We start from the raw sequence: 13007 nt of genomic DNA, 5'->3' as shown, positions 1-13007 counted from the left end.
TTCCCCCGAGAAGCGTCCAGTAAAGCTGCGTGATTGCGCACCCGATACGCAGCAAAAATACCGTTTTTTACCATCAGCCAGACTATGCCGCAAAATACCAGATACTCGGCCAGTACCAATGAACAGGCCGCGCCGATAGCGCCAAACTGCCATGCCAGTAAACCGCATACTGGCAGATTGATCAGGCCGGCGATCCTCATCATGTACATACGCTGACGCGCCAGTCTGTGAGGGATTAGAATCTGCAAACCGGCCGGATAGCTGACGTTACCGAAGATAAAGCCGCAGACGGCAATACGCAGGACGTTGGCCGGCTCAAGAAACTCCGGCCCCAGCAGAATGCGAACAATGAGATCGGCAAAGCAAAAGGCAAACACCACGATAAAAAGGCTGATAACAAAGGAACAAAAAATACTTTTTCCACGTTGCTGCTATCGCCGCCGAACGGTCCCTGTTAAATAAGAAACTCACGCGGGGAAAAAAGCATTATCAATATGTTCAGGCAGCGAGTTAGCGGCTTTTTTTAACCGGTCGGCCCCGTTATACAAGCCCACCCTATACATATTGGTGGCACTGGCCAGAAATAATACATTGCTATTGTCGAACATGTTGGCGCCAAAACTCGCCAGGAAAACGTGTACGCTATCCTTAATTCGCGACCCTATTTCCTGAGGCTCAACGCGATAAAGACCAATAACCCGCATCCTGATAACGAATGCAAGGGTTATCAGAGCAGAAAAGAACGTCGTCAGACTTGGGATCAGGACTGCCAGCCAGGTATCTGCCAGACCTTTAACCAGCAGGAAAGTCAGTGACATAGGACAAAACTGACCGATGGTAGCAATTATCGCGGTTTTACCCAGCTTCTCATAACCTTGCATCAGCCAGCCAAACGAAAACAGACTGCCGACCCGCACCGTCGAATTTGCCAGCACGATGAAAAATAAAGGGTGCCACTGAGGACGTAGGCAGATGGCGAGTAACAACACCGATAGTGTTATCCCCCATCAGCAGCTTGGCGTTGAACGTCGACCAGAACCGCTGCGTGACGCGTAGAGGATCATCGCAGTGATGCGCAATATCTTTGGTGGTGTCGACGTTAAAACCCCAGTCTGAAATTGTGCTGCAATACATCACGCAGGCAAGTCCCAGCGCCAGAAGCCCCATATGTTCCACCCCCAGCACTCGCGCCAGATAAGGCAGCGTAACCAAGGGGAAAATAAACGAGGCGCCGCGATAAGCCAGCAGCGATAATAAATTTATCACCAGCCCTTTATCGAAAACTTTTGCCATTCGCTGTAACCCTCTGTCGTGACACCACTTATTGCCACTTATCTGTAGCCATGTTTAATTCAAATCAAATGAGAATACCTCTGCGGTTTGTTTAACAGTCACCAGTCAATCATGCCGCCCGCTTTCAGATTCTTTGCCCAACGTATAAATAGCGTCAGTGACGTAACTCGGTACTGGCGCGCCGTTTAACAGTGATAAATGGATCATCAGACGGAATGAGTGAATTAAAGAGAGCTGACGCAGCGGCTTTAACGCCTGTTGATCGGTTATCAGCTCGTTGAGTCTGTCATAACTCTCTCTGAAGGCGTCCTAACGACGGCGGAAATAGTCATCACCTTTGATGCTTTTGGTCAGTGTTCCCTGACGCACACGCTGGCGGTAACAGATATTCTGGCTGACCCATGCGTGGCGGATATGTAAAAATGCCTAGGGTATAAACATGATCCTCAAGCTGCCGGGCGACATATTTCATCTGGAAATCAATGATGACCTGCCGTCGTAGTACATAATTCCAGGTGGCGGAGGTGTAGGCACCACTGCGCAGTCAGTCGCTCAGTACGCCACCCAAAGGCAGCGAGCCAAACTGGTGATGTTCGACTTTTGACCGGGTTTATGAAGAATTATGGTCATCGAACATCGCAGAATTGAAGCAAAATAGCTCCAGCTGTGGGTGCTGACTGGTCACCCTAGCCAGCTCGTTGAAGAAATCATCGCAGACTATGTCGTCTGGATCGCAGCAGAAAATGAATTTACCCCTGGCCATCGCAATACCGGTATCGCGCGCATTACCTAGCCCGCCGTTCGGGATAGCGACGATCTTTACATGGCGATGGTCAGCATATTGCTCTTCCAGTAACGCCAGAGTGCTATCACTGGAACCATCGTTAATGACGATCAGCTCATTCGGTTCAGGAATTTGCTTCAGCAATGAATCCAGACATTCAGAATGTATTTCTCTACGTTATAAGCAGGCAGGATCATCGACAACTAAGGTTATGTTGTCATAAATACCTCAGCGTTTTTAACTTAATCTCAGCGTAAATTATCCCAAGTTATTTTCGCGTGCGTCAACATTCTGGCGTTATTACGACGATGATTAGGATAATGCTTAATATATTGCTCTCAGTCGATTAAAAAACCTCACAATAATGATTAGTCAATACTAATAAGCATAAAAATTAATATATCTTCTGGACGTCTCTGAATTGAAAAGTCATCCGCATTAATCTGATAATTATTTTTCAGATAAATTCAATCTCATTTAAAATCAGACAAATTCCAGAGCAACTTGAAACAGTCCACAGACTCCATGGCTGGTGGCCTGACTTATCACCTCAGACGTCGCCCCTTTCTATTTATGTGCGTTTAGATACCGCCAGGCGATTTCGTCGTCAGTTCTGGCCGATGCCAGTGTCAACCTGCCGGACCTACGCGTGCTGAAAAGCCTGAAAACGGATGATCACAGTTCAGCGCAAATAAGCTGGCTAATCGACAAAATCTGACCGGTTGCATGACAATAAATACCAATTATCAGCGAGTAAGCATTCGAACGAAGCGGCCTTTGCTACGACTTCTGATTATTTCAGCACAGCAGCGTGAGAATTGCGGTATTGGATTCCGAGAGACTAAGAAGTATCTGACGAGATAATCAAAGGAAAACAAAACACGCAGGCTGAAACCTGCGCGTTTTGTTCGTATTCTGCCAATCAACTGCGCAGTTTTCGGTATATAAACAACACCACCAACGCGCCAACAATCGCAACAACAAAGCTGCCGATGTTAAAGCCGTCAACTTTGCCAAAGCCCAGAAGGGTGCTGATCCAGCCGCCTACCAACGCGCCAACAATCCCCAGAACCACGGTTACAATAAAACCACCACCGTCTTTTCCCGGCATGATCCATTTCGCCAGAATACCGGCAATCAAACCGAAGATAATCCACGCAATAATGCCCATCTGTTTTTTCTCCTTATTTAAAACTCAGTAATGCACCAACCACTAATCCGAGAGTGGCACCGATGCCAACGCCAGCCCAAGGATGTTCTTCAATGTAGCGACAGAATAACCGGGTCAGATGACACGCTTCGCTCATGGCTGTACAACGGGTTCATCCCACCAGCGCATTGCTCTGTTCAACGACCTCTCTTACCTGCCTTCTGTTTACCATATCATCACTCCTGATATCGATATAACGAAAATGACGAAACTTAGTATAGATGGAAAAATCAGTAGCAAGAGTATTCTCTGAATAATCACATACGCACAGGGAACGAAACGAAATTAATCACGATTGATTTCCCCACGGTAGTAAGCAGAAAATCGATAGTCTTATCAACTGATAGTGCGATAGGCGGTAATCACTTTCCATAAATAGCGCGGTGCCTGGGCCGCCGGGTGATTGCGCTGAACATGTTGATAAAACGCTTCGGGCGACATGGCATTAATCTTGGTAATCGCCCTTTCACGGTCGGACGAGAAGGTGCGTAACAGCGCCCCCGCACCGTTAGCATAAGAGACGATGAGCGCATAGCGCATCGTCTCTGGATCGCGTATCCCCGCCAGCGATTTCGCCCGCAACAGGCTGAGATAGGCAGTACCAATATCAATATTAATGGCCGGATCGCACAAGTCACGGCTGGTTGGCTGCCCGTGACGCCCCTGATAACGGTAAACTTCCCTGCCCGCCGTGGAGGCTTTGATCTGCATCAGACCGATGGCATTAGAGCGGCTCACTACCGTCGGATCGCCCCCCGACTCTACGCTGATAATCGCGTCGATCAGCTTCTGATCGACGCCATAAATTTTTGACGCCTGCTCGGTAAACATTGACCAGCTATCAACCCTTTTACGGAGTGGCGCTTCGGTCAGTGGCGTTATATGCTCAAGGGCCGTCGATTGATGAGGAGGGTAAGCCTGCTCGCTGGCGCATCCGGCCAGCAGTAAAATTAAAACGCAAAAGGGCAGCGTACGTTTCTTCACCCATTTATTCCTTATTCGCCGTTTCGCGCTCAATCATATCAGGCTGTAATTCTGATAAAAATACCGATAATCTTAAAGTGACTTAAACATTGCTGACTTCGCGATATCGAATGGAATTTCAATCATGACGACTCCAGCGGCTCGACATTTGCGACTCATCGCCCCCTCCGGCTACTGCAATAATCAGGTGGCAGCCCGACGCGGCATCGACTATTTCCGTCATCTGGGCGTTAAGGTCAGCGGCGAAGAGGTGATTAATCGTCGGTTTCAGCGCTTCGCAGGCAGCGATGGGCAGCGCCTGGCCGACTGGCAGTATCTGCAGGATTGCACACAGTTACCGGATATAGTGCTGGCGGTTCGCGGCGGCTACGGCGCGACACGGCTGCTACCCGCGCTGAATTTTCCCGCACTGGCCGCCAGATTACGCCACCAGCCTGTGGCGCTTTGCGGTCACAGCGATTTTACTGCCGTGCAGATGGCGCTACTCAGTCAGAGCGGCATCATCAGTTTTAGCGGCCCAATGCTGGTGGGTAATTTTGGCGCTGAGCATCTATCTGAGTTTACGCTCAGCCACTTCTGGCACGCGCTGACTTCTCCTGCATTACAGATTGAGTGGCAAACATCGGCAAGGCAGCTGGATCTCAGCGGTACCCTCTGGGGAGGGAATCTGGCCATGCTGGCCTCTCTGGTGGGAACACCGTGGTTACCGACGATTGAAAACGGTATTCTGGTGATCGAGGATGTTAATGAGCATCCTTTTCGCACTGAACGAATGCTGTTGCAACTGGCGGACAGCGGCATACTCGCACGCCAGGTCGCCATCATCGTCGGCAATTTTAGCGGCAGCAAGCTGACCGAATATGATAATGGCTACGACTTCGACAGCGTCTGGGCGTTGATAAGCGAAAGAACCGGTTTACCCATAATCACCGGCCTGCCTTTTGGCCATGATCGAGATACGGTAACGTTACCGCTGGGTGCCTGCGCGCATCTGCAGGTGAAGGAAACACACTGCAGCTTGACGCTTTCAGGCCACCCGACACTGCGTTAATCGCTGTTGCAGGAGTGCGCCATGATCCAGCTTTATGATGATTCATAGGTGTGGTTCCCCAACAGGTAGCGAAAAGCACTGTGATGTCGCCGATGATAATACACGGTTTTTTACTGAAACATACCCGCGGCAATATTCTGATTTCCCGTATGCAAAACCCGTTGGATCATCAGGCTATTGAACAAAAGGGGGGGTGTTTTGTCACTATCTGACTCACTGCCACCTGGCGGATCCATCAACGTCATTGCTGCCAGAGCGCTTCAATGAAGCGCTTTACTGTCATAATAAAGCCCAGGATGCCATAACACATTATGCGCAACCAGATGGCATCTTCCGCCACCCCGAAGTCCACTGCGGTAGCTTCCATGTCATGCCAACGCCTGGCAGCCCCAGCTATCTGTAAGTCTTGCCGAATGGGTAAACCTGTTTGTTGGTTGGCGATACGCTAACGCTGTATAACGCAGGTGGGTGACGATGCTGGGAGAAGACAGCAATGTCACGGATTTACATCTTAGCCTCGACTTTTACCGGTCACTGCGACCCGATGTGATACTGCTGAGCACCACTACCTACGACGACGTGTGACAAGAAGTTGATTTATCCCGCTGGCTGGCGATTATCGGCGAAGCCGAAAGTTCGCCGCTTAACCTCGATCAGGCTGAAATGCAAATGCTGTTAACCGATGACGCGTCATTTCTTTGGTGAGCCAGCAGCGCTACTGAACGGGATACCAACCATCCGGTATGGAAAGGTGGGTCTGGATCATAATCCACTGAGCCACGGGTCTGAATTCCGTCCTGATAGCCATACCAGGCAGCGTTACATTCAGCTACTCAGACTACTGGCCGGTGGTTCCCATGGCGGCAGCATGACGCCATGCATATCAAAATCAGCACTACGCACACAGGAGATAATCTTATCGCTACCTGCATAGGAAAAAAACGTTTCCTCAGTACGATCGTCCACCATCATCTGGTCGCCATTGCGAAACTGCGTGACCGACACTCTATCACCACTCGTCAGCTGTGAGAACGTTTCGCCTGCGGCGATCTCAAACTGATGCTCAGGCCACATCAGGGTACTGATGCCGTAATCATCCCTCGAAACCGTCATCGTGGCTCGTCCCGGGCAAGTTAATTGAAACTCATAGTTCCCTTTAGCGAAAGCTGCATGGCTGACAACAAGCAGTATCAGGCCAGCCGAAAGGTAAACAGGCACAAGATCCTCTCTTTATGAAATTTTTCTTAGCCGGAACTTAATTTACGCTACCCCGCAAAATAAGGGATATAGCGTGAAATCCACTTGCGTACCGGCTACGTGATTGCCAGATGAGTATGCACAAAATGGCGGGCAGCAGTGGCATCAATCGGTAACAAAATTACTCGCTGCTGACAAATAGGGTGGCCTTTTAAGGGGCATATTCATTGGGGGAAATGGTGAGAAGAGACATCCGTTGACCGGGTCCGCGCGCCAATATCAAGGGCGCCAACGGCACCCTTAATAGGTCGGGATGAGCTCAGCATATCAATGTCGCCTAAACAGCGATGGATACAATCCCCTTTGATAAGAAGTAAAACATCAGATCTTGTTGATGCCCAAGCCCTGGGCAATAGTATTACCGTAGTCTTTATCCGCCTTCAAGAAATGAGCAACCTGCCGTTGCTTAACCTCAAGGCTAACCGAGGCCATCGCCCGAATAATATTATCCGTCAGAATTTTTTTCTGTTCGGCGTTCATTAGCCGATAGAGAGCACCGGCCTGACTGTAATAGTCATCGTCTTCACGGTGATCGTAACGATCGGCTGCGCCGCTAAAATTTAATGCTGGCTCGCGAAAGGCTGCATTTTGCTTTGGTTCTGTATCATAGCTGTTCGGCTCATAATTCGCGCTGCCGCCGCCGTTTCCATCAAAGCGCATCGCACCATCGCGCTGATAATTGTGATAAGGGCAAGCCGGCGCATTAACTGGCAGTTGTTGATAGTTGGTACCAACCCGATAACGCTGTGCGTCGGCGTAAGCAAATACACGCCCCTGAAGCATTTTATCCGGCGATAAACCGACTCCAGGAACAACGTTGCTGGGAGCGAAGGCGGCCTGCTCAACCTCGGCAAAATAATTAGCCGGGTTGCGGTTAAGCTCGAGGATGCCCACTTCCTGTAACGGATATCTCTTCTGAGACCATGTTTTTGTCACATCAAACGGATTTTCAGCCCGTCCCGCCGCTTCGGCTTCCGTCATGACCTGGATACAAACCCGCCAACGCGGATAATCGCCGCGCTCAATCGCCTCATATAAATCACGCTGCGCATAGTCAGGATCGCTGCCAGCCAGTTCGGTTGCAGCCTCAACGCTAAGATTGCGGATCCCTTGTAGCGTCTTAAAATGCCATTTAACAAAAACCCGCTCACCCTGAGCATTAATCAGGCTGTAAGTATGGCTGCCGAAGCCATGCATATGGCGATAGCCATCAGGAATACCACGATCGGAGAACAGCGTTGTGATCTGATGCAACGCCTCCGGCGAGAGTGACCAGAAGTCCCAGGTCATCTGCGGCGACTTCATGTTAGTTGCCGGATCGCGCTTTTGCGTATGGATAAAATCAGGAAACTTCAACGGATCGCGAATAAAGAAAACCGGGGTATTGTTACCCACCAGATCCCAGTTACCTTCAGAAGTATAAAATTTAACGGCGAAGCCGCGCGGATCGCGCTCGGTATCCGCAGATCCTCTCTCACCGCCCACGGTGGAAAAACGTAAAAAAACGGGCGTTTCTTTACCAATATCCGAAAACAGCGCGGCCCGTGACAGATGCGTAATATCCTGCGTCACACGAAAGCTACCGAAAGCACCGGAGCCTTTGGCATGCACACGTCGCTCAGGGATAACCTCACGGTTAAAATGGGCCAGTTTTTCTACCAAATGGAAATCATCCAGCATAAGCGGACCACGCGGGCCAGCAGAGCGCGAATTTTGATTATCAGCAATCGGGATACCACTGGCAGTGGTCAGCGTCTTCATTTTATTACTCATTATGAATCTCCAGCATAAATGTAACCAGTTGATTTCTACTCTAAACAGGAAAAGGTCACCGCGATAATTTATTACAACGATTATGTTGATAGCTAAATTAAACATGCGTGCATGAAGTCATTCTGGTCGGTTAATTATTCGAGCATCGCCAGACCCTTAATCAGTGCTCACAATATTTCAGGCATACCCAGTGCGGTTCGTTCACCTGGGGCTAAATATGCCACTTTTTCCCACGAATGCCCGCCCAATAATGAGCTGATAATTTATCAATTGGTAAACAATGGGGATTAAAAGAAAAAATTGATAATTTATTAGTACAAACAGAAACCACTGCCACAGGTGCCAATGACCCACGTTTAGTCTGACAACGGCAAATATGAGATCGCTGTCTATAATTAATTTTCATTTCATGAGTGGAGATAACGATGACAGCGCAGATTAATCAAACTGATAAAGTACCAACAAACGACTATCCGGCGCCCCCCTTTCCTGAGCAGCCCCAGACTGCACCCGGGCTGGCCAGTAAAATGACGCCCCGCCCCGATCACGGTGAGCAACACTACCACGGAACGGGCAGGCTCCAGGGACGCAAAGCGCTAATTACAGGTGGCGATTCCGGTATTGGCCGGGCAGTCGCCATCGCCTATGCTCGTGAAGGTGCCGACGTTGCCATCAGCTACCTGCCGGAGGAGGAGTCAGACGCAGCAGAAGTCATTGCTTTGATTAAAGCAGAAGGATGCAAAGCGGTCGCACTGCCGGGCGATATCCGCAGCGAACCATTTTGTCGCCAGATGGTACAAAGCGCAGCAGAGCAGCTGAAGGGGTTGGATATTCTGGTTAATAATGCTGGCCGTCAGCAGTATAATGAATCGATACGTACTCTCTCGACCGAAGACTTTGATGCGACATTTAAAACAAACGTCTACGCAATGTTTTGGATCACAAAAGCCGCTCTGGATTATTTGCCACGCGGCGCTTCAATTATCAATACCAGTTCGGTACAGGCATTTAATCCCAGCGAAATCCTACTGGATTATGCTCAGACTAAAGCCTGCATAATCACCTTCACCAAAACACTGGCTCAACAGTTAGCTAAAGATGGGATCCGCGTCAACGCCGTTGCACCCGGACCGTACTGGACACCATTGCAGTCCAGTGGAGGTCAGCCTATGGATAAAGTGACTCAGTTTGGTGCCACCACGCCACTTGGCAGACCGGGACAACCGGTGGAGATCGCGCCGCTCTACGTCACTCTGGCCTCTGCTGAAAGTAGCTACTCCTCTGGCCAGGTATGGTGTTCAGACGGCGGTACAGGCACATTGTGATCACTCATGCTTCACATCAAGCCAGCCTCAGGGTTGGCTTGATGCACTTTGTCGGGATGAAACGTTAGTTCCCGAACGCAGAAAGCTGCTCGGTTGAGGTGCATGACTGAAAAGCACGAAATGCTCAAAGGTTAATTGTACAGAATTAGATTTATTGTATAAGTTTAAGTGGCTTTCAGTCTGCATACAAATGAGTAGGTAACGTAAACGCGCAATGACGCGGCGGGTATAATAATTTTTTCAACGTTTAACGTTGTACAACTTTATTAAAACTACCACAGGGCAATTTTGTATGATTTCGCAAGTTTCTGGCTCGACCACTATATTGAGGCATCACAATGACCGATATGTCTGCAGTTGTTGCATCACATTCAACGCGTATCGCTGAGTTCTTTAACGAAAGCGCCGACGTGTTGCACAGTGAATCACAAGTCATCAGCCAAATTCTGGCCGAACTGTCGGCGCACAGAAGCTTCGTCAGTAATAAAGACATTATAAGTGCACTGTTGGTACGCATGGAGATTGAACAGGAGCCAGTTAATCATGACATCCTGCGCAAAGCGCTGGAAGTTGTAGTACAAAACACCCCGGATGACACGTTCTGATAACCATGCGGTCGTAACCTCAGGCAACGCAGATTGATTTTCTCGATGATTATAGCTACATTGGCGGCATCGGGTGATGGCGTTCCACCTGCCCCAACCGCCCTTTTTGGGCTGATGACGCCTGGCAAACAATCCTTAACTTTATGGGGATGCCAGGCGTTTATCTTTATATTCCGTGCTGGCCTCTCCCCGTTAAACTCACAGAGAGGTCATTTAAATGAAATCGTTACTGGCCGTTATTATTGGCGGTTCCGTTGGCTGCGTTATTCGATGGTTACTGGCGGTAAAACTTAATCCTACCTTCCCCTCACTTCCCCCCGGCACGTTGCTGGTTAACCTGGCAGGCGGGTTTATCATCGGTGCTGCTATGGCCTGGTTTATGAAAAACCCCCAGCTTGATCCGGCATGGAAACTACTGATAACCACTGGACTTTGTGGTGGAATGACAACCTTCTCTACCTTTTCAGCGGAAGTTGTCAGCTCATTTCAGGCTGGAAATATTCTCTGGGCCTTCACCTCAATTTTCATACACGTTACCGGTTCACTAATAATGACGGCGTTGGGCTATATGTTGATCAATGCGTTATAGCAATTTGGCGGTGGGTGCACCTCAAGCCTACCGCCAGCACGCATCACAACCAATAAATCACAATAAGGGAATTCATTGTTGGGCATTTTTAGTCGAAAATGTAAACCTATATTTCATTGCGATGATAGTCAGAAATTCACAATTGACAAAATCCTTTCAGGTTTCAGGAATGGCTGTTCATTGTGCGCGATAATAATCTGATTTACAGTCAGAGCTGGCCCATATCGACTACTGGCAACTTCTTCACAATGCTGACTGCGCTTGAGATTGATAGTGCAGACAACTCAAATGAGCTGGCATCACCGCCTCCGTTCACTACCGATCTCGCGTAAACCTATTGCATGATGGCTGCTTTTACCTGCTCAACGTTATCGCATCTGATCGCCCTGCGGGATCTCACCTATGGGACAATCATTATTTTACTGAGATCTGAACATGTTAATAAATCAGTATCTGGTGCATTTTCGACTCACCCCCTCACAAGCAATCAAGGAGAACACGTGTTTGGCTATCGCCACACGGCTAGATGTTGAATACCAAGAATCGGTGCGCTATAACATGGCCGGAGGAAACCGCGCCAACGTCTCGTCAACAGCGCTCTCTGTCTGAACATCTGTAACGGGAACAGGGGGGAGGCTGGAGACGCAAAAACTATCAGGCCATAAATCGCAAAAATGACCGATAAATATAATGATGATCGGTGTAATGAATGGGCTGTATTAGCCATGTAATGGCTTAGCTATTGTACAGTTCAGGAAAAGACGCGGAGATCAGATAGCCAACATAAAATCAACAAATCATGTTGGCCATATATTACCGTAATTGCTTACATATTTTTAACGATAGCATCGCCAAACTCTGAGCATTTCAGCAGCTTAGCGCCGTCCATCAAACGTTCAAAGTCATAGGTCACGGTTTTGGCGGCAATCGCCCCTTCCATTCCTTTAACAATTAAGTCGGCGGCTTCTGTCCAGCCCATGTGACGCAGCATCATTTCAGCGGAAAGAATAACTGAGCCCGGATTTACTTTATCCTGACCGGCATACTTAGGTGCCGTACCGTGCGTCGCTTCAAAGAGCGCGCATTCATCACCGATATTGGCACCAGGTGCAATACCGATACCACCAACCTGTGCCGCAAGCGCATCAGAAATGTAATCCCCGTTCAGATTCATACAGGCAATAACATCATACTCAGCCGGACGCAGCAGGATCTGCTGCAGGAAGGCGTCGGCAATCACATCTTTTATCACAATGTCTTTGCCGGTTTTTGGATTTTTGACCTTAATCCACGGACCGCCGTCAATCAGCTCTCCACCAAATTCTTCACGCGCCAGCTGATAGCCCCAGTCCTTGAACGCCCCTTCGGTGAACTTCATGATATTCCCTTTATGGACCAGGGTCACAGAGTCACGATCGTTAGTGATAGCGTATTCAATTGCTGCACGTACCAGACGCTTAGTGCCTTCTTCAGAACAAGGTTTGATACCGATACCACACTGCTGGGCAAAACGAATTTTCTTCACGCCCATCTCTTCACGCAGGAATTTGATTACTTTATCCGCTTCAGCCGTACCGGCTTTCCATTCAATCCCCGCGTAGATATCTTCTGAGTTTTCACGGAAGATGATCATATCAGTATCTTCAGGGCGTTTTACCGGGCTTGGCGTACCTTTATAATAACGAACCGGACGCAGACAGATGTAAAGATCCAGCTGCTGGCGCAGGGCAACGTTCAGAGAGCGGATACCACCGCCAACCGGCGTGGTCAATGGGCCTTTGATGGCGACGCGGTACTCTTTAATCAGATCGAGGGTCTCCTGGGGTAGCCAGACATTCTGCCCGTATAGCTCAACGGACTTCTCACCCGTGTAAATTTCCATCCAGGAGATTTTACGCTCGCCCTTGTAAGCTTTCTGTACGGCGGCATCCACCACTTTGATCATCACAGGCGAGACGTCAACACCAATGCCATCCCCTTCTATAAACGGGATAACAGGATTATTTGGTACGTTGAGTTTGCCCTGTTCCAGGGTGATTTTTTTACCTTCCGACGGAACAACCACTTTGCTTTCCATTAACTTCTCCTTAGAGCGATCTTTTGTTAATGATTTGTAAGATGCTCGTCAATACTACT

The 13007-nt window shown here is 49.0% G+C and carries 13 protein-coding genes, 1 pseudogene and 1 riboswitch; of the genes and pseudogenes, 5 read left to right on the top strand and 9 right to left on the bottom strand.

The genetic code is table 11. From position 1 onward, the window contains the following. Positions 1–44: 44 nt before the first annotated feature. From BM191_RS01795 to emtA, 5 genes and pseudogenes are all read right to left on the bottom strand, one after another. Positions 45–1293: pseudogene (locus BM191_RS01795) on the bottom strand (oligosaccharide flippase family protein); the annotation flags it as partial. Between the two features lie 610 nt (positions 1294–1903). Beyond that, a complete protein-coding gene (locus BM191_RS16970; protein ID WP_230479480.1) occupies positions 1904–2221 on the bottom strand; it encodes a glycosyltransferase family 2 protein in 318 nt (105 codons plus the stop codon). A gap of 778 nt (positions 2222–2999) precedes the next feature. After that, positions 3000–3248, bottom strand: a complete 249-nt coding sequence (locus tag BM191_RS01785) for a GlsB/YeaQ/YmgE family stress response membrane protein (RefSeq protein WP_092874314.1) — start codon at positions 3246–3248, stop codon at positions 3000–3002. Positions 3249–3261: 13 nt separating this feature from the next. After that, entirely contained in the window at positions 3262–3384 is a 123-nt protein-coding gene (locus tag BM191_RS16965; RefSeq protein ID WP_230479479.1) for a glycine zipper domain-containing protein, read from the bottom strand. 239 nt (positions 3385–3623) lie between these two features. Continuing rightward, positions 3624–4271: a membrane-bound lytic murein transglycosylase EmtA gene (gene emtA, locus BM191_RS01780; protein WP_092874311.1), complete on the bottom strand. Its 648-nt coding sequence runs from the start codon at positions 4269–4271 to the stop codon at positions 3624–3626. 124 nt (positions 4272–4395) lie between these two features. On the opposite strand from emtA, the gene ldcA reads away from it, so the two are divergent. Continuing rightward, the gene (gene ldcA / locus BM191_RS01775) at positions 4396–5322 is read left to right on the top strand and encodes a muramoyltetrapeptide carboxypeptidase (protein WP_092874308.1); all 927 of its coding nucleotides are present in this window, start codon (positions 4396–4398) and stop codon (positions 5320–5322) included. 241 nt (positions 5323–5563) lie between these two features. Here the strand turns inward: ldcA and BM191_RS17355 are convergent, their stop codons facing one another. The 3 genes from BM191_RS17355 to BM191_RS01760 all read right to left on the bottom strand — a co-directional run bounded on the left by BM191_RS17355 (position 5564) and on the right by BM191_RS01760 (position 8352). Continuing rightward, positions 5564–5689, bottom strand: a complete 126-nt coding sequence (locus BM191_RS17355; protein ID WP_269017613.1) for a hypothetical protein — start codon at positions 5687–5689, stop codon at positions 5564–5566. Positions 5690–6147: 458 nt separating this feature from the next. Next, on the bottom strand, positions 6148–6540 hold the full coding sequence (locus tag BM191_RS01765; protein ID WP_177203273.1) for a hypothetical protein: 393 nt from the start codon (positions 6538–6540) through the stop codon (positions 6148–6150). A 360-nt stretch (positions 6541–6900) separates the two neighbouring features. Further along, a complete protein-coding gene (locus BM191_RS01760) occupies positions 6901–8352 on the bottom strand; it encodes a catalase (RefSeq protein WP_092874306.1) in 1452 nt (483 codons plus the stop codon). A 425-nt stretch (positions 8353–8777) separates the two neighbouring features. Here BM191_RS01760 and BM191_RS01755 point away from each other — a divergent pair, with 425 nt between their 5' ends. From BM191_RS01755 to BM191_RS16690, 4 genes are all read left to right on the top strand, one after another. Further along, positions 8778–9677: an SDR family oxidoreductase gene (locus BM191_RS01755; protein ID WP_092874303.1), complete on the top strand. Its 900-nt coding sequence runs from the start codon at positions 8778–8780 to the stop codon at positions 9675–9677. Between the two features lie 338 nt (positions 9678–10015). Then, positions 10016–10282: a biofilm development regulator YmgB/AriR family protein gene (locus tag BM191_RS01750; RefSeq protein WP_230479478.1), complete on the top strand. Its 267-nt coding sequence runs from the start codon at positions 10016–10018 to the stop codon at positions 10280–10282. 63 nt (positions 10283–10345) lie between these two features. Then, positions 10346–10413, top strand: a riboswitch (Fluoride riboswitch). Between the two features lie 86 nt (positions 10414–10499). Next, positions 10500–10871 carry a fluoride efflux transporter CrcB gene (gene crcB / locus BM191_RS01745; protein ID WP_092874300.1) on the top strand — a complete coding sequence of 124 codons (372 nt, stop codon included), beginning with the start codon at positions 10500–10502 and terminating at the stop codon, positions 10869–10871. 182 nt (positions 10872–11053) lie between these two features. After that, positions 11054–11203 (top strand): hypothetical protein, encoded by a 150-nt coding sequence (locus tag BM191_RS16690; RefSeq protein ID WP_177203272.1) that lies wholly within the window; start codon positions 11054–11056, stop codon positions 11201–11203. Positions 11204–11697: 494 nt separating this feature from the next. On the opposite strand, the gene icd is transcribed toward BM191_RS16690, so the two are convergent. After that, entirely contained in the window at positions 11698–12948 is a 1251-nt protein-coding gene (gene icd / locus BM191_RS01740) for an NADP-dependent isocitrate dehydrogenase (protein WP_092874297.1), read from the bottom strand. Between the last annotated feature and the right edge of the window lie 59 nt (positions 12949–13007).

Origin of the sequence: Izhakiella capsodis, from assembly GCF_900115045.1 — a bacterium.
Classification (GTDB): Bacteria; Pseudomonadota; Gammaproteobacteria; order Enterobacterales; family Enterobacteriaceae; genus Izhakiella; species Izhakiella capsodis.
This window is presented reverse-complemented; position numbering and strand designations above follow the sequence as displayed.